This window comes from Bacillus sp. YBWC18 (assembly GCF_002998775.1).
In the GTDB taxonomy this organism is placed as follows: Bacteria; Bacillota; Bacilli; order Bacillales; family Bacillaceae; genus Bacillus.
The window spans coordinates 472,065-490,302 of sequence record NZ_PVRI01000002.1; the positions used below are offsets into that span (position 1 = coordinate 472,065).

Consider the following 18,238-nt stretch of genomic DNA (forward strand, 5'->3'; position numbering starts at 1 on the left):
CTGACAGCAAAAAAACCATCCGCATCATACGAATGGTTTTTTGACTTGTTACGCTAGGCAGGCTTTTGCTTTTTCTAAAGCGAGCTGAATTTGTTTAAATCCAGTTCCACCTGCACTTGTTCTTTTTTCAACAGCAACATACGGATCAAGAACGGTGTAAATGTCTTCTTCAAAAAGGTCGCTCGCTTCTGTGAATGTTTCAAACGGAAGATCACTTAAGTAGATGCCTTTTTGAATGCACGTATACACAAGCTTGCCAACGATTTCGTGTGCTTCACGGAATGGCATGCCTTTTTTCGCTAGGTAGTCTGCCACTTCGGTCGCATTTGAGAAATCTTCTTTTGTTGCCTTTTTCATGACATCCTCGTTCACCGTCATGGTTTGAATCATGCCTGTGAAGATTTGCAGGCTGCCAGCAATGGTTTTTACTGTATCAAACATGCCTTCTTTATCTTCTTGCAGGTCTTTGTTATACGTAAGCGGCAAACCTTTCATAATGGTGAGAAGTCCCATCAGATTGCCATACACACGGCCTGTTTTCCCGCGGATCAATTCTGCCATATCCGGGTTTTTCTTTTGCGGCATCATGCTGCTGCCTGTTGCATATGTGTCATCAAGTTCAATGAATTTGAATTCTTGAGAGCACCATAAAATGATTTCCTCACAAAGACGTGAGAGATGCATCATCACAAGGCTGCTGTTTGACAAAAACTCTAAAATGAAATCCCGATCACTCACGCCATCAAGGCTGTTTTCGTAAATATGATCAAAGCCAAGCAGCTCTGCTGTATATTCACGATCAATCGGAAATGTCGTTCCTGCTAACGCTCCGCATCCAAGTGGAGACACGTTAATTCGCTTCAAAGAATCTTGAAACCGCGCTTTGTCACGTTCAAGCATCCAGAAATAGGCGAGCATATGATGAGCAAAGGAAATAGGCTGTGCACGCTGCAAGTGCGTATATCCTGGAAAAATCGTTTCAACATGCTGTTCTGCTTTTTCCACAAGCACTGTTTGAAAGGACGAGATCAGTTCAATGATATGCTCTACTTGATTATTCAAATATAAATGCATATCGGTTGCGACCTGATCATTCCGGCTTCTCGCTGTGTGCAATTTGCCGCCAAGCGGACCAATCTCATCAATGAGCATTTTTTCAAGGTTTAAATGGATGTCCTCATAATCTACTGAGAATTCCAATTCATCTGCCTCTGCCTTTTTCATGAGCGTATTCAGTCCATCTTTGATGGCAGCGGCCTCGTCATCGCCCAGGATACCGCATTTATTCAGCATACTTGCATGAGCAAGGGAGCCGGTCAGATCTTCTTTGACTAATTGTTTGTCGAAATGAATGGACGCGCCAAACTCATCGACCCATTTTTCTGGTGTTTTTTGAAATCGGCCTCCCCAAAGCTTTTTCATGCTTTAACCTGCTCCTTTTTATTCACGATGCTGTTTACTTTTGTTGGTAAGCCCCAAAGATTAATAAATCCTACCGCAGCATCATGATCGAATTCATCTGCTTTTGTGTATGTTGCTAGATTTTCATCATAAAGTGAATATGGTGATTTACGTCCTTCTACAATGGCATGGCCTTTAAATAGTTTCACACGTACAACACCTGTTACGTTCTGTTGTGTTTCTTGTAAGAAAGCATCTAATGCTTCTTTAAGCGGTGAGAACCATAATCCGTTGTATATTAATTCAGCCATTTTTTGTTCAATGATTGGCTTAAAGTGTGCGACTTCTTTCACTAGTGTTAAATCTTCAAGCTCTTTATGCGCTTTTAGAAGTGTGACAGCACCTGGGCACTCGTACACTTCACGAGATTTGATGCCAACAAGACGGTTTTCAACGTGATCGATTCTGCCAACCCCATGCTGACCAGCGATTTCATTTAAATGAAGGATGAGATCAGATAATGAATACTGAATACCATCAATGGCTGTTGGTTTTCCTTTTTCAAACGTGATTTCAATGATTTCAGGTGTGTCAGGCGTTTTTTCAAGTGGATTTGTCAGATCATATGCTCCTTCTGGCGGTGCAGCCCAAGGATCTTCTAAAATGCCGCACTCGTTACTTCTGCCCCAAAGGTTTTGGTCGATTGAATATGGGCTGTCTAAGTTAATCGGAATTGGAATACCGTGCTTTTGAGCATAATCGATTTCTTCATCACGGGACCATTTCCACTCACGCACTGGTGCAAGAACTTCTAGGTCTGGATTCAGTGCTTTAATGGATACTTCAAAACGGACTTGGTCGTTTCCTTTTCCAGTACATCCGTGAGCAACCGCTACTGCATTTTCTTTCTCTGCGACTTCCACCAATTTTTTTGCAATAAGTGGACGAGATAGTGCAGATACAAGCGGATATTTTCCCTCATACATGGTGTGTGCTTGTAATGCAGTCAGTGCAAATTCCTCTGCGAATTCTTCTTTTGCGTCAATCATGTAAGATTGAACCGCTCCGACTTGAAGTGCTTTTTGTTGAACGAATGCTAAGTCTTTTCCTTCACCTACATCCAGGCAGCAAGCAACGACTTCGTATCCTTGCTCTTGTAACCATTTAACTGCAACAGAGGTATCAAGACCTCCGGAATATGCTAATACGACTTTTTTATTTTGTGACATGATTGAAAAGCTCCTCTCGCTTGTTTTGATTCTGTGAATGTTTTTTGCATAAAAATAAGTTTTAATTTATAAACATGCATTTAGTATGTATACACTGTAACAAGGAAAAATTGTTTTTTCAACCCCTTTATGAAAAAAACTCCGCCAAATTTTCTTGGCCGAGTCATTTTGGGCTATTTTTGATCCTTTTCAAGCTCTCGTAAGACGTGAGGAAGCTCTGGAATCATGAGTTTTGTCATGGCTAAACGAACAGCTCCAGTAGAGCCTGGTGTGGCAAAGACGGCTTTTTGGTTGACGACCCCTGCCGCTGCCCGGGACAAGATAGCGGCTGAACCGATGTCTTCTGTATAGCTCAGCATGCGGAAGATTTCGCCAAAGCCAGGCAGCTCCTTGGAGAAAAGCGGGGTGATCGCTTCAATGGTGACATCCCTTGCGGCAATTCCTGTCCCCCCGTTTAATAAGACGGCATCTATTTTCGGTTCGCTTGTTCCCTCTAGCACAGCGTCTTGGATCGCTCCAATGTCATCTTTTACAATATCGTATGCAAGAATGAGATGTCCCTGTTCTTTAAGCAAATCAATCATCAGGCGGCCGCTTTTATCTGTTTCTTTCGTTCTTGTATCACTGACCGTAATGACTTTTACATAAAGCCTCTCTTTCGCCTCACGTTTATGCTCTGCAACGCTCATTTTTCACACCGCTCCCTTTTGCTTCGTATTGGACAACATTATAGCATGCTGCTTTTAACAGAAAAAAGCTCTTTTCCTTATTGGAAAAGAGCTTCTTCATTTTTGATTATGCTAAGCGCATAACGTCTCTTGCAATCATTACTTCTTCGTTCGTTGGGATGACGATCACTTTTACAGGAGAGTGCGGGTAGCTGATGAATGCTTCTTCGCCTCTCATGTTGTTAAGAGAAGGATCCCAGTAAACGCCCATGAATTCTAGACCACGAAGTACACGAGCTCTTACTTCTGAACTGTTTTCACCGATTCCAGCTGTGAAGATGATCGCATCTACACCATTCATTCTCGCTGCATAAGAACCGATATATTTATGAATACGGCTTGCAAAAATATCAAGAGCTACTTCTGCACGGTCGTTTCCTTCTTCTGTTGCTTCTTCGATATCACGAAGGTCACTTGATAGACCAGACACACCTAAAAGACCACTCTTCTTATTCAAAGTAGAAAGTACTTCTTCAGCTGTATGTCCTGTTTTCTCCATAATAAATGGAATAAGGGCAGGGTCAATGTTACCTGAACGTGTACCCATTGCAACACCCGCAAGCGGTGTGAAGCCCATTGAAGTATCGATTGATTTTCCGCCTTCAACTGCTGCGATACTTGCACCATTTCCAAGGTGGCAAGAGATCAAACGAAGCTCTTCAAGAGGACGGCCTAATAGCTCTGCTGCACGCTCTGTTACGAACTTATGGCTTGTCCCGTGGAATCCGTATTTACGAATACCAAAGTTTTTGTAGTAGTCGTACGGAAGGCTGTATAGGTAAGACTGCTCTGGCATTGTTTGGTGGAAGGCTGTATCGAACACAGCAATCGCTGGTACGTCAGGCAGAATTTGTTTGAATGCTTTGATTCCTACAACGTTTGCAGGGTTGTGCAGTGGTGCTAGCTCTGAAAGCTGATCAATGTCATTGATGACTTCATCTGTTAAAAGAACAGAGTCGCTGAATTTCTCTCCGCCGTGAACGACGCGGTGTCCTACGCCATCAATTTCATTAAAGTCTTTGATGATGTTAAATTCAATTAGTTTTTCAAGCAGCATTTTGACCGCTACTGCATGATCTGGTATATCTGTGATTTCTGTTTTCTTTTCTCCATCTACAGAAATCGTGAAGATACTGTTGTCCATTCCGATTCTTTCAACAAGACCTTTTGTTAAAACGGTTTCTTCTGGCATGTCGAACAATTGGAATTTAAGAGATGAGCTTCCTGCGTTGATTGCAATAATTTTAGACATTTCTGTCGCTCCTTTTACTCAGTTGTTATATAAGGTTTCACGTTTTTTCCGGTGCTATATTCAACCTGTTTGACGGGTCTTTTATAGTTTAACGATAAGTCCGAAAAATATCTGACTTTTTCATTTAAACATTGAAAACTTTGCATTTCAAGTGCACCTTCGAACTGTTACCGCTTACATCGATAAGTCGTTATTTTCTGAATAATAAAATAGCCAGACATCACTCTGGCTATTCTTTCGTTTCTTTTTCTTCTATAAACCACTGGTCTAATTTTCTCATCACACCCACCATGGCTTCCTTCTGTGAGAAAGACGGCAGATTGGCAAACAGCATCCGTTTTGGTGCTTCCAAACCTTCCTTTTTCTTTTGCATCACAAACAAGCTTTTGGCGTGCTTTTTGTCCTTAAACATGGAGACCGGCAGCTGAATTAACGCATTCATATATGCCTGATCTTTGATAAAATCCTTTAATTGCACGCTTTCTTTTCCTTCAAACAAATCGTTTGGAATGATGAAGAATAAGAAGCCGCCTTCTTTCGTATAACGAAGGCTTTGTTCAATGAATAAATAATGGGCAAAGGCATGTCCTTCTTTTGCCTTCAAATCATAGTCTGCTGCACGCTCATCATTTGGGTAATAACCGACTGGCAGACTGCATACAGTGACATCTACTGGTGAGATCAAAAGCGGCTCAAGGCTGTCTTGATGGAAAAGCTCGACTTCCTTCTCTTCCAAGTTTGCCTGTGCCCATGCAATTTTAATGAGTACATCATCAATTTCAGAGGCAAAGCCGCGCTTTGTTTCTGCAGTGAGATTGTTTAAGACAGCAAGCAGTAAGTTCCCTGTTCCCGCTGCTGGATCAAAGACAACAAGCTCTTTTTGTCCTTCTAAAAATTTATTCACCAAATAGCTGACAAACAGCCCGATCGTATCTGGGGTCATCTGACGATTTGGATGGGAAATATCCTTTTGTCCTTTCAATACGGCGAGCTGAAACGCTTTACGAATCTGCTCATGATCATAAGAAGCAAAATCTGCTTTCTCTATTAAATCCTTTAGTAAACCGTCTCGATCATTTGCTTGGAAAAAGGCTTCTCCTGCTTCAGCTAATGCTTCAATATAGGAAATGCTTTGGTCCTTTTTTAATCGAATAGAAGCTGTATCGAGCAGCTCGAAAATCGTACTTACTTGATCTTTCTGCAATGCTTTTCTCTCCTCGCTTTGTTAAAAGCTATATCTCCTCATTGAAAAGAGCCCCAGTATGAAGCCGGAGCTCTTGTCGATGCTGCTTTTATAACAGTGATTTTGCAGCTTCAATGGCTTTTTCATAATTTGGGTGATTCGTTGCTTCGCTTACGTATTCAGTGTAAACCACTTTTCCGCTCGGGTCTAATACGAAGACTGCGCGCGCCAATAAGCGCAATTCTTTCATATATACTCCGAATGCTTCACCAAATGACATATCTCTGTGATCAGATAATGTTTCGACATTTTCAATTCCGTTTGCTCCGCACCAGCGTGCTTGTGCAAATGGAAGGTCTGCACTAATTGTATAGATATTGACCGGACCTAAACCGGCTGCCTCTTCATTGAAACGTCTTGTTTGTGCGTCACACACACCTGTATCAATAGAAGGAATCACTGAGATGATCGTCACTTTTCCTGTTAAATCTGAAAGTGAAACTTCCCCTAGTGAGTTCGTTAATACCGTGAAATCTGGAGCCTGCTCGCCTACTTTCACTTCATTTCCTACAAGCGTGACAGAACTCCCTTTAAATGTGATCGATGCCAAAACAATTCCTCCCTTATCAAATGTATGGTTCTATCATAGTAGAGAAAGCAAAAAACTGCAAAGCCTAATCGTCACTTTTGAAAAAAAAGTTAACTGCAGCGCAGCTAACTTTTTAAAGGTCTATGTCATCTAGTTTTCGTTCTTTATGACGGTTCTCCCGTTCATCCTTCTTAAACATGTGCTGAAGACGTTCAATTGCTTGAGGAGCAGAATCCAATATTTTATCAAGCAGATGTGTATGTTCATCCAAATGAAGCATTCGAACGCCATTTGTTCCGACAATTAAGAAGGCGATTGGTGTAATAGACACACCTCCGCCGCTTCCTCCGCCAAATGGGAGTCTCGGTTCTTTTCGTTCTTGATCATCAGAACGTTTTTCTTTCTTTTGGTTCCCGTTAAATTCACTGCCGCCAGCTGCAAATCCAAAACCAACCTTCGACACAGTAAGAATGACACTGCCGTCAGGGGTTTCGACTGGATCGCCGATGATCGTATTCACGTCTATCATTTCTTTTAAGTTTTCCATCGCTGTCTTCATAAGACCTTGGATTGGATGATCTGCCATTTTCGGGTTCCTCCTTAAACAGATGATTCATTCTTCGTTGCTTGAAGAGAGGCATTTTTTCTCGCCTTTCTTCCTTTTAACCAATGGACAAGTAAACGAATGGCTGCAAGCATAGCATGTCCAATACGAAAATAAGCTATACATGTAAACTGGGTTTGTGACACATTATGCTGAAAGGCAGGAATGACTTCATATACCGGTTTATGCTTAAAGGTGAGATGCTCCTGCATAAAGGCAAGCAGTGCTCCTTTGACTGACCACACACCGCCGGCTGCTACACCTGTTAAAGCGGCGTCATGAAAGCCGATCCATGTTGACCAGTGAAACGATACAATTCTAATGTGAATGAAGAATTTACGCATGATCCGGTTTAAATCGACGATCTCTTTTGTGATGCGCTCCATTTGATGAAGGATTTGCTTCATATCACGTTTTCCCACTTTTTTATGTATGGATTCTTTTTCGTGACTAGGGGTTTTGGCGCTCGCCATCTTCTTTTCACGTATATCAATCGTTTGATCTTCTGGATTGACCCTCACCATCGGAATGTCTTTTTTGAGTCTGATGATTCCATATAAGGTGATGATCTTCAGTGCAAGGTGGTCATTGTCATTTGCATGTGAATAATCCAGTGAAATGGTCACTTTCATGAAGATCAATAAGATCCCAAGGAACAAAAAAGCTGCGATCCAAACGTAAAGCACTGTGCTCACTTCCTCCATAACAAATGATGCTTCTCTACGATTATGGCTCTCATTCTGGATTTTATACCCAATCATGAAAAAAGAGTTTGACCGGTACCCGGCCAAACTCCTCTGATTATACGTTTGCTTCTGTTTTTTCATATAAATGTTCATGGACGACCACCGTATCGGCAAAGTAATCATGAACCCCTTGCTTTTTCGGTGAGAACCCAACGACAGCATAGAGAACAAAGAGCGTATTAATGTAGCGACCTACAATCTCTCTAAAGAAAATGACATCCCATGCCAGCTTCTTCTCAGGCTGAAGCGAGACCACTTTGATCCCAAACACCATTTTGCCGAGTGTTTGTTGAAAGATTTTCGTCATGATGGCGAAATAAAGCAGGAATACAATCGTCGTTGTGACGGAGAATGGAGAAAACCATCCTCCTCCTTTGGACCAGCCGAACAGGCTAAAGATTGGAGAAACCGTCAAATGGTTGACACCCCAGACGACGAGCCAATCAAGAATAAACGCCCAAAACCTAATCCAAAAGCCTGCAAACGCCTGTGCTTCAATCACTGCACGTTTCGCAAGAGCCGGATTCGATTCTTCTTGGCTGCGGCTTTCGGTTACTTCATCGAATGTAGAATCCATCTATGATCCCTCCTTTATTTTGAATAGAGATACATCGGTTTAGACCCATTTGAGCCAGCCAGTGTTTCTTTTAGATTGAGAAAATCAATTTCACTTTTAAAGAGTTTGCTTGCGCTCATATTGAAGAGAGAGTTCCAGCCAAAGCTTTGAGAATAGCTGATCACTGTCGCTCCTTTTAACCCTTTTTCATTTTTCTTCATTGCTTTGATTGCATCTTCATAATATCCTAGCTCATCGACTAATCCGTTCGATTTCGCCTGTGTTCCGTCATAGACCCGGCCATCAGCAATTTTCTTAACGTCTTGTTTTGACATGCCGCGTCCTTCAGAGATGACTTTGACAAACCCTTCATACGAGTTATCAACCATGCTTTGCATGATGTCGCGCTCATCTTTTGTCATATCACGATTTGGTGACATGATGTCTTTAAATTTTCCGCTCTTAATTGTTTCGTATTTAATACCTAAATTATCCGCCAGCTTTGAATAGTTCAAGCTTTGCATGATCACACCTAACGATCCTGTTAATGTTTCAGGTGAAGCAAAGATTTTCTTGGCTGGAGTTGATACGTAGTAACCGCCAGATGCTGCCATTGAGCCCATGGAGACGTAAATCGGCTTCTTCGCTTTTTTCACTTCTTCTAATTTTTTATGTATTTCCGCACTTTCATAGACACCGCCGCCAGGAGAGTTGACGCGCAGCAGTACACCTTTTACTGAAGCATCATCTTTCGCTTTTTCTAGTTCCTTGAGGAATGCACGATGATCATATCCTTCTCCGCCTAACAGACTTGATGCGCCGCCATTATCTTGAATGGTTCCATTAATCTCAAGAACCGCAATTTTCCCAGCACCGCTTCCATCCTCTAGTACCTTTTCTTCTATTTCATCCCCAAATTGATAGCTCATTTTACTGTCATTGAAGTTTTCGAACAAGGCCATCGTGACACTTATCACAATTGAAAATCCGAAAACACCTAGTGCAATGATTAACGCTACCCATCTTTTCGCATTCATCTTTTTCTCCTCCTTTTTGTCTCTCTTCATTGATACGAATATTCATATGAAATGTTTCACAGGAATTGTGGTTTTTTTACATTTCATTTCATCATATGATAGCACCTCTTTTCATTCACGATCAACTTTACATCGTCTCCTTTGAGATGCGCATGACGAAAAATTGGCTTTTTTATCCTCCCTCTGCACCTAATAGGCTAGTTCTACACCACAACGAAACGCCTAAACCACTCTTTCATGAGAAAGAAGCTATTCAATTATGCTCAAATCCTGCCCTTTTCGAATCCCTTACATTGACTCATTTCTAAAAACGAATGCCTTCATCATGCAGGTTTTTCTAATGTTTTTACTTTCATATGAAAAAAGTGTAAAATGTGAGCAAGGGTTCACATGTAAGCCCTTTATTATTGGAAAACTATTTTTGACAACAAAGGGGAGAACGTCAATGACAGACAATCGTCGCAATGTATTTTTCTTTTACAAAAAAGATCATGAATTGGATGGACACATTTCTTCTCTGGAGAAGCTCGCTACCGATCAAGGCTTTCAAGTCGTCAAGCGTGCAGAGGATGCCCATATTATTGCTTCAATTGGCGGGGATGGCACATTTCTTCAAGCAGTCCGCAAAACGAATTTCCGGGATGACTGCTTGTATGTAGGGGTATCAAAAACAGAGAATTCGCATCTATACTGTGATTTTTCATTAGAGCATTTTGATAAAATGATTGATGCCATGAACACTGAACAGATTGAAGTGAGAAAATATCCGATCATCGATGTAAGCGTTGACAGTACCAATCGGTTCCATTGCTTAAATGAACTGTCGATCCGCTCAAGCATTATTAAAACATTTGTGATCGATGTGTATATAGATGATTTCCACTTTGAAACATTTAGAGGAGACGGAATGATTATTTCTACTCCGACCGGCTCAACAGCCTACAATAAATCGGTAAACGGCGCCGTGGTTGATCCGATGCTCCCTTGTATGCAAGTCACAGAGCTTGCATCGCTAAACAACAACTCGTACCGTACACTGGGTGCTCCTTTCATCTTAAGCAGTGACCGCAAGCTAACGCTGAAGGTTGTGCAGGACGGAAACGACCATCCAATTATCGGGCTTGATAACGAAGCGCTTGGCACGAAACACGTCAAACAAATTGACATCGGCCTTTCAGGAAAAGTCATTAAAACAGTGAAATTAAAAGACAACTCCTACTGGGAAAAAGTAAAACGCAGATTCCTTTAATCAAAAGCTCCTTTAAGGGGCTTTTTTTCATGTCTTTTCATTCACGGTCATGGTTATGGTATGATGTCACAAGTATGAATGTACGAAAAGGAGAACACGATGACATTACAACAATTTGATCAATATCCATTAAGCAATGAATTAAAACAAGCGCTAAAAGCACTTCACTTCCATACACCTACACCTGTTCAGCACGAGACGTTATCCGTTGCTTTTTCAAAGCAGGATCTGATCGTCAAATCTCAGACTGGCAGCGGCAAGACCGCAGCCTATGGTTTGCCGATTTGTGAAATGGTCGATTGGGCTGAAAATAAACCTCAAGCCCTCATCCTCGTTCCAACACGAGAACTCGCCATGCAGGTCAAACAGGATCTCACAAGCCTTGGACGATTGAAACGAATCAAAGCCGCAGCCATTTATGGAAAAGCCCCTTTTCAAGCCCAAAAAGTAGAGCTTGCACAAAAAAACCATATTGTGTGCGGAACACCAGGACGAGTCTTGGATCACCTTGAGAAAGGTACTCTTTCATTAGAAAACCTCAAATTTTTCGTGTTAGATGAAGCGGATGAAATGCTGAACATGGGATTTATTGATCAAGTCTCTTCTATTATTCAGTATCTGCCGCCAAAGCGCATGTCAATGCTGTTTTCAGCGACCATGTCTGATGAGATGAAGAAATTAAGCGAACAGTTTTTACAATCACCAAAAGTGATTGAAATCGCACGCGCGGAAACGTCTGTACAACAAATCACCCACACCGTGATTGAAACGGAAGAAGAAGCAAAATTCTCCCTTCTTCAGCGTACGATCGTCATTGAAAATCCAGATAGCTGCATTATTTTCTGTAATACACAGGACCGAGTGAATGAACTCACAATGAAGCTGGACGAATGGGATGTGCCTTGTGACAAAATTCATGGAGGCATGAGACAGGAAGACCGCTTCGCTGTCATGGATGAATTCAAAAACGGTGAGTTCCGTTATTTGATCGCAACCGATATAGCAGCCCGGGGCATTGATGTCAGTGATATGACACATGTGATTCATTACGATCTGCCCTATGAAAAAGAGCGCTATATTCACCGAACAGGAAGAACTGGCAGAGCGGGAAAAAGCGGGAAAACCATTGCGTTTATGACCAAAAACGCAAAGCCTCTGATTGATGAATTAAAGCAGGAAGCAGGTATTGATTTCCAGACGCAGCCTTATCCAACAAAGGAAGAAGCAGAGCAGCATGTAGAAAGCTTTGAAGAAAAGATTGAAACACCGATTCAAAAGGAAAATAAACAGGCAGGCGTTGAGAAGGATATTATGAAGCTTTATTTTAACGGCGGAAAGAAAAAGAAGCTGCGGGCCGTTGATTTCGTTGGGACCATTGCCAAAATAGAAGGCGTTGCCTTCGATGACATTGGGATTATTACCATTCAAGACACGAAAACATATGTAGATATTTTAAACGGCAAAGGCCCTCTTGTGCTGAATGCCATGCGCCATACAACCATTAAAGGCAAGCAGTTAAAAGTTCATGAAGCACGTTCATAAAAAGTGAAGGCTAAGCGCCTTTACTTTTTTATTTAAAATAAAATAAGCTTACAAACCTTGATGCCGTCAGCCTTTCCGGCGTCCAACATGACAAATGTCATATCGAATACATGATGGGTGCTACTATGAGCATGACACCTTTCCTTCTATACTTTGAAGTAGAAAGAAACGGAAAGGACTTGAACGTTCATGACGACTTCAACAAACACACAGCAGCAAGCCACTTTAAGAAAACAAGTTGGCCAATTCTCTGGTGCTAATTCTAAAAAAAGTATCATGCAGCTCTTTAATACATTTATTCCATTTTTGGGGCTTTGGTTTCTTGCCTATTATAGCCTGAACATCTCCTACCTTTTAACCCTCTTCTTTGCGGTTATTGCAGCTGGTTTTTTAGTACGTGTCTTTATTATTTTTCACGACTGCTGCCACCAATCCTTTTTCAAACAGAAGCAGCTGAATCACTTGTTCGGTTTCTTAACAGGTGTACTCACCCTTTTCCCTTATCTTCAATGGCAAAGAGATCATTCGATTCACCATGCCACAAGCAGTAATTTAGACAAACGAGGTACTGGTGACATTTGGCTCCTGACAGTCAAAGAATATCAAGAAGCATCAGTATGGACGAAATTTCGCTACAGATTTTATCGTAATCCTTTTGTGATGTTTATTTTGGGACCGATCTTTGTTTTCCTGTTTAAAAACCGTTTCAACGTCAAAAATGCTCGTAAAAAAGAGCGCTGGAATACGTATTTCACAAACATATCAATTGTTTTATTGGCAGGAGCGACCTATCTCCTTTTTGGCTGGCAAGGTTTGTTACTTGTCCAAGGTCCAATCTTCCTGATTTCTGGATCAATCGGTGTATGGCTGTTTTATGTGCAGCATACGTTTGAGGATTCTTACTTTGAAGCAGATGAACATTGGAATTATGTGCAGGCAGCAGTAGAAGGCAGTTCTTTTTACAAATTGCCAAAACTCCTTCAGTGGTTAACAGGCAATATCGGTTATCACCATGTCCATCATTTAAGCCCGAGGGTACCGAATTATCATTTGGAGCATGCACATGAGCATAGTGAGCCGCTTCAAAATGTTCCAACCATCACTTTAAAAACAAGTATTGAGTCAATGAAATTTAGACTTTGGGATGAAGAAACGAAAGCATTCGTTACCTTTAAAGAAGCACGTCAATCTAAGAAGATGACCGTCCCTGTCATTAAAGGAGACATTCTGAAGAAAAATGCATAATTGGTGCAAGCTCTTTCTTACACTAGAAGGAGCTTGTTGTCATTTACAGGATGCAACCATAAGTTGAATTTGATAAAGTAAGGAAAAAGAACGAAAACGGAAAAGGTGGCACACGGATGAAAAAACAGTTTAAAATTCAAAAATTGCATGGGATTTCTCCCTATATATGGGCCATTTTTTTCATCCTGCCCTTCTATTTTATCTTTAAGACCCCATCGACTTTAAGCATTGTGATCGGTATCATTTTAAACGTCGTCTTTTTTGCCGTCTATCGTTTTGCCTTTGTCTCAAAAGGCTGGGCTTTATATGTATTCGGTCTTCTATTGATTGCGATTTCTACTGGCTATGTGATGCTCTACAGCTACATTTATTTCGCTTTTTGCATCGCCTATTTCAATGGGCATATTAAAAGAAAAGTACCCTTTTATATCTTATACTATATTCATCTAGGGAGCGCTGCCATTGCGGTGAACTTTAGCTTGATTTTAAAAAAGGGATGGTTTCTCACACAAATTCCTTTTGTTGTGATCACACTCATTAGTGCCATTCTCCTCCCTCTCAGCATTCGAAGCAGGAAAGAACGTGAACGGCTTGAAGAGAAATTAGAAAATGCCAATGAACGGATCGCCGATCTTGTGAAGCTTGAAGAAAGGCAGCGCATTGCACGTGATCTGCATGACACCCTTGGACAAAAGCTTTCTCTTATCGGTTTAAAAAGTGATCTTGCCCGCAAACTCATCTATAAAGATCCTGAACAGGCTCGTGCCGAGCTCAAAAGCGTCCAGCAGACAGCCAGAACGTCTCTCAATGAAGTGCGGAAGATTGTTTCCTCCATGAAGGGCATACGAATCAAAGATGAACTGTCGAACATACAGCAAATTCTCGAAGCAGCCGGAATTGAATTGATCTATGATGAAAAGGAAGCGCCAAAACACATCTCTCTTCTTAACGAAAACATTGTGAGCATGTGCATCAAAGAGGCAGTGACAAATGTCGTCAAACATAGTAATGCGACTATCTGTAAAATCACCATTCATCAAAAATCAAAGGAAGCCATCATCACCGTCGAGGATGATGGGACATTTAAAGGAGATCACCCCTCCTCTCAAACGAAGGGTCATGGCCTTTTAGGAATTAGAGAAAGATTGGAATTTGCAAATGGACGCCTTCACCTTGAGACAAAAGATGGGACGAAGCTGATCATGAGCATTCCAAATGATTCAGCAGCAAAAGAAAAGGAGGGAATGAAATGATCAACATCTTTATCGCAGAGGATCAGCAAATGCTGCTCGGTGCGCTCGGTTCACTTCTTGATTTAGAAGACGATATGAAGGTAGTTGGGAAAGGAACGAATGGCCAGGATGCCATCGATTTTGCCAAAAAACACCCTGTTGATATTTGCTTAATGGATATTGAAATGCCAGGGAAATCCGGACTTGATGCAGCAGAAGAGCTCAAAGGGACAGATGTGAAAATCATCATTTTAACGACCTTTGCCCGCTCAGGTTATTTCCAAAGGGCGCTCAAAGCTGGCGTCAGCGGCTATATGCTGAAAGACAGTCCAAGTGAAGATCTGGCAAGTGCCATTCGCAGTGTGATGAAAGGGAAAAAGGTGTACGCCCCTGAATTAATGGAAGACTTATATAGTGACGAAAATCCTTTAACAGAACGAGAGAAATCGGTCCTAGAACTCGTCGCAGACGGCAAAAACACAAAAGAAATTGCTAAGGAACTCAGCATTAAAAGCGGCACTGTCCGGAACTACATTTCCATTATTTTAGATAAGCTAGAAGTGAAAAACCGCATTGAAGCCATTACACGCTCAAAAGAAAAAGGCTGGTTTAAATAAGAAAAAAGATCAGGACACATGTGCCTTGATCTTTTTTTCTACCAAAAATCCCCCTCTATTTTTTATCACCAACTATCAAAATGCAATTGACAACAGACCGCACTCCTATGATATGATATCCAAGTGATAATAATTATCATTATCACTCATGCAATCAAATACCCGGCTTATGTGCCGATTTCAAAGGAGTATACATTCATGAAGAAAATATTGTTCCCTCTGATGCTCATCTTTGTACTTGCGTTGAGCGCATGTGGCAATAGCAGCAGCTCTTCCTCAAATAAAGGAAATCAATCAACATCATCAGACAAGATTACATATCAATCTGAAAATGGCCCTGTGAAGCTGCCAGCGCATCCAAAACGTGTCGTTGTACTTGGTTCTTACACGGGTAATGTCATGTCACTTGGTGTGAACCTAGTCGGCGTCGACTCTTGGTCAAAAAAGAACCCTCGCTTCCAAAAGGAATTGAAAGATGTGGAAGAAGTGTCGGATGCCAATGTCGAAAAAATCATGAAGCTAAAGCCCGATGTCATCATTGGCTTAAGCAATACAAAAAATGTAGAAAAACTAAAAAAAATCGCGCCAACAGTCTTGTTTACGTATAACAAAGTCGATTACCTTCAGCAGCATATTGAAATTGGAAAAGTATTAAACAAAGAAAAAGAAGCCAAAGCATGGGTAAAAGATTTTAAAGAACGCGCAGCTGAAGCTGGGAAAGAAATCAAAGCGAAAATCGGTGAGGATGCGACGGTTTCTGTGTTTGAAAGCGGCACAAAAGATCTTTACGTGTTTGGAGATGCATGGGGCCGCGGCACAGAAATCCTCTACCAAGAAATGAAACTAAAAATGCCTGAAAAAGTGAAAGAAAAAGCATTAAAAGCTGGCTACTATGCGGTTTCACAAGAAGTGATTCCTGAATTTGCAGGAGACTATATGATCATAAGTAAAAACAGCGAAATGGACAATTCCTATCAAAACAGTGAAATCTACAAGTCCATCCCAGCTGTGAAAAAACATCGTGTGTATGAGGCAAATGCAGAAGAATTCTATTTTAATGATCCGCTTACACTCGACTATCAACTATCATTCTTTAAAAAGCACTTTTTAGGTAAATAAACTGATGCAAGGGAGCCCTTCCCTTGCTTTTTTCTTGTCTGCTTCTAGCGATAGCGCCTTTTTTCCGCTACAATTACATACAAGCGAATACAAAAAGTGTGGTGCTGGTTTTGTTTAAAATTTTACTGATTGAGGACGATACAACCCTCTTCCAAGAAATCAAAGAACGTCTAGTAAACTGGTCCTATGATGTTTATGGGATTCATGATTTTCAACAGGTGATGCAGGAATTCACTTCTGTTCAGCCTGATCTCGTCATTATTGATATACAGCTGCCAAAATACGATGGTTTTCACTGGTGCCGAATGATTCGGCATCATTCAAATGTACCGATCATCTTCCTCTCCTCTCGTGACCATCCTGCTGATATGGTCATGTCAATGCAGCTCGGTGCCGATGATTTTGTACAAAAGCCCTTTCACTTTGACGTGCTCATTGCCAAAGTCAGTGCCGTTCTTCGCAGGGTACATGATTACAATGCAGAACCTGCAAGCTTAAAGGTATGGTGCGGCGCTACGATCGACCTAGAAAAAAACACCGTCACAAATGATCACGGTGAAGTGGAATTAACGAAAAATGAACTGTTTATTCTCAAGGAATTGATTCAGCATAAAAATCATATTGTCAGCAGGGAATCACTCATTCAAGCACTGTGGGAGGATGAACGGTTTGTCAGTGACAATACACTCACTGTGAACGTCAATCGCCTTAGAAAAAAACTAGATGAGATCTCCCTTGGCACCTACATTGAGACAAAAGTGGGCCAAGGCTATCTTGCAAAAGAAAAGGATGATCAATGATGCTGCAAGCATTTTTAAAAGAACGAAGAAGCTGGATCCTGTTCTTTCTTAGTTTGCAGCTCCTCATTCTGTTTGTTGCTTATTTGGATACGACCATTCCACTGGCGTCTCTTTTTTATATTGTGTTATTGTCTACGTTTTTCATGATCGTCTTTCTCTTTTTCCGTTACCGTAAAGAAACGGCGTATTATGAGCGGCTGAAAGAATGGGATGATCATATTGATCATCAAATGCGGCTCACTCCATCTTCCCCATTTGAACAGCTTGTACATGATGCGACATCAGAGCAAATTGCCCGCTACCGGAAAATGGCAGCAGAGCAGCAAATCGCCCTTGAAGAAGAGAAGGATGAATTGCTCTCATGGATACATGAAGTGAAAACACCTCTCACAGCGATGCACTTAATGATTGACCGCTTAACAGAGCAGCCGCTGAAATCGAATATGACGTATGAATGGCTCAGAATTCATTTATTACTCGATGCCCAGCTGCACCAAAGCAGAATACGTCATATCGAAAATGATTTATTTATTGAACAGCTTGACCTGCAAAGCATCTTAGCGAAGGAAATCAAAGCGCTCCAATCATGGTGCATGCAAAAAGGAATCGGCTTTGAACTCACGCTAGAAGAACGTCACGTATTAAGTGATACAAAATGGTTATCCTTTATGATCAGACAGGTGCTCACAAATGCAGTTAAGTACAGTCATTCGTCCGATATTGCCATTGAAAGCAAGCGAATGAATGACCAAGTGATGCTGACGATCACAGATCAAGGCAGAGGGATAGACCCAAGAGACCTGCCGCGTATTTTTGAAAAGGGTTTTACCTCAACAAGACATCACAATGACACCGCCTCAACAGGAATGGGGCTTTATTTAACGAAAAAAGGAGCAGACGCTCTTCATATCAAGATCGAGGTCAACTCCACGATAGATCAAGGCACAACCTTCACCTTTATTTTTCCGAAAAAGAATGATTTTGTGCATATTGCGAGCATGTGACAACAATGTCACATGCTCGTCTGTTTTGTTCGCCAAATCGAAGGAAATCCGGCGGGCTTCTTTTTATACTAGAGGTATCAATTAAATAGAAAAAGGGGATCGACA

At 41.4% G+C, this 18,238-nt stretch carries 18 protein-coding genes; 8 read left to right on the forward strand and 10 right to left on the reverse strand.

All coding sequences use genetic code 11. The annotated features are described in order from the left end of the window. Positions 1-48: 48 nt before the first annotated feature. The 10 genes from argH to sppA all read right to left on the reverse strand — a co-directional run bounded on the left by argH (position 49) and on the right by sppA (position 9,325). The gene (argH, locus tag C6348_RS08690; RefSeq protein ID WP_106042638.1) at positions 49-1,422 is read right to left on the reverse strand and encodes an argininosuccinate lyase; all 1,374 of its coding nucleotides are present in this window, start codon (positions 1,420-1,422) and stop codon (positions 49-51) included. Continuing rightward, positions 1,419-2,630, reverse strand: a complete 1,212-nt coding sequence (locus C6348_RS08695) for an argininosuccinate synthase (protein WP_106042640.1) — start codon at positions 2,628-2,630, stop codon at positions 1,419-1,421. Before C6348_RS08695 ends, argH begins: the two co-directional genes overlap by 4 nt. A gap of 173 nt (positions 2,631-2,803) precedes the next feature. Then, complete coding sequence (locus C6348_RS08700; protein ID WP_106042642.1) at positions 2,804-3,319, reverse strand: MogA/MoaB family molybdenum cofactor biosynthesis protein; 516 nt, start codon at positions 3,317-3,319, stop codon at positions 2,804-2,806. Positions 3,320-3,425: 106 nt separating this feature from the next. Next, positions 3,426-4,610, reverse strand: a complete 1,185-nt coding sequence (locus tag C6348_RS08705; protein WP_034661872.1) for an acetate kinase — start codon at positions 4,608-4,610, stop codon at positions 3,426-3,428. Between the two features lie 229 nt (positions 4,611-4,839). Continuing rightward, a complete protein-coding gene (locus C6348_RS08710; protein WP_106042644.1) occupies positions 4,840-5,814 on the reverse strand; it encodes a class I SAM-dependent methyltransferase in 975 nt (324 codons plus the stop codon). An 88-nt stretch (positions 5,815-5,902) separates the two neighbouring features. Further along, on the reverse strand, positions 5,903-6,403 hold the full coding sequence (tpx, locus tag C6348_RS08715; RefSeq protein WP_034321005.1) for a thiol peroxidase: 501 nt from the start codon (positions 6,401-6,403) through the stop codon (positions 5,903-5,905). A 112-nt stretch (positions 6,404-6,515) separates the two neighbouring features. Beyond that, on the reverse strand, positions 6,516-6,968 hold the full coding sequence (gene ytfJ, locus C6348_RS08720; RefSeq protein WP_003216488.1) for a GerW family sporulation protein: 453 nt from the start codon (positions 6,966-6,968) through the stop codon (positions 6,516-6,518). 14 nt (positions 6,969-6,982) lie between these two features. Continuing rightward, positions 6,983-7,672 (reverse strand): DUF2953 domain-containing protein, encoded by a 690-nt coding sequence (locus C6348_RS08725; protein WP_223251545.1) that lies wholly within the window; start codon positions 7,670-7,672, stop codon positions 6,983-6,985. A gap of 115 nt (positions 7,673-7,787) precedes the next feature. Then, complete coding sequence (locus tag C6348_RS08730) at positions 7,788-8,309, reverse strand: RDD family protein (RefSeq protein ID WP_034661878.1); 522 nt, start codon at positions 8,307-8,309, stop codon at positions 7,788-7,790. A 14-nt stretch (positions 8,310-8,323) separates the two neighbouring features. Beyond that, positions 8,324-9,325, reverse strand: coding sequence for a signal peptide peptidase SppA (gene sppA, locus C6348_RS08735; RefSeq protein ID WP_106042646.1), 1,002 nt, complete (start codon positions 9,323-9,325; stop codon positions 8,324-8,326). Positions 9,326-9,770: 445 nt separating this feature from the next. Here sppA and C6348_RS08740 point away from each other — a divergent pair, with 445 nt between their 5' ends. The 8 genes from C6348_RS08740 to C6348_RS08775 all read left to right on the forward strand — a co-directional run bounded on the left by C6348_RS08740 (position 9,771) and on the right by C6348_RS08775 (position 18,133). Then, positions 9,771-10,574, forward strand: a complete 804-nt coding sequence (locus tag C6348_RS08740; RefSeq protein ID WP_106031296.1) for an NAD kinase — start codon at positions 9,771-9,773, stop codon at positions 10,572-10,574. Between the two features lie 99 nt (positions 10,575-10,673). Beyond that, the gene (locus tag C6348_RS08745) at positions 10,674-12,116 is read left to right on the forward strand and encodes a DEAD/DEAH box helicase (RefSeq protein ID WP_106042648.1); all 1,443 of its coding nucleotides are present in this window, start codon (positions 10,674-10,676) and stop codon (positions 12,114-12,116) included. A 189-nt stretch (positions 12,117-12,305) separates the two neighbouring features. Continuing rightward, positions 12,306-13,361, forward strand: coding sequence for a Delta(5) desaturase DesA (gene desA / locus C6348_RS08750; RefSeq protein WP_106042650.1), 1,056 nt, complete (start codon positions 12,306-12,308; stop codon positions 13,359-13,361). Positions 13,362-13,477: 116 nt separating this feature from the next. Beyond that, positions 13,478-14,614: a sensor histidine kinase gene (locus C6348_RS08755; RefSeq protein ID WP_106042652.1), complete on the forward strand. Its 1,137-nt coding sequence runs from the start codon at positions 13,478-13,480 to the stop codon at positions 14,612-14,614. Further along, entirely contained in the window at positions 14,611-15,210 is a 600-nt protein-coding gene (locus C6348_RS08760; protein ID WP_106042654.1) for a response regulator transcription factor, read from the forward strand. The genes C6348_RS08755 and C6348_RS08760 overlap by 4 nt, the downstream gene beginning before the upstream one ends. Positions 15,211-15,408: 198 nt before the next feature. Continuing rightward, positions 15,409-16,329: an iron-hydroxamate ABC transporter substrate-binding protein gene (locus tag C6348_RS08765; RefSeq protein WP_034661895.1), complete on the forward strand. Its 921-nt coding sequence runs from the start codon at positions 15,409-15,411 to the stop codon at positions 16,327-16,329. A 110-nt stretch (positions 16,330-16,439) separates the two neighbouring features. Next, entirely contained in the window at positions 16,440-17,129 is a 690-nt protein-coding gene (locus tag C6348_RS08770; protein WP_148660152.1) for a response regulator transcription factor, read from the forward strand. Next, complete coding sequence (locus C6348_RS08775; protein WP_189293951.1) at positions 17,129-18,133, forward strand: sensor histidine kinase; 1,005 nt, start codon at positions 17,129-17,131, stop codon at positions 18,131-18,133. The genes C6348_RS08770 and C6348_RS08775 overlap by 1 nt, the downstream gene beginning before the upstream one ends. Positions 18,134-18,238: the final 105 nt, after the last annotated feature.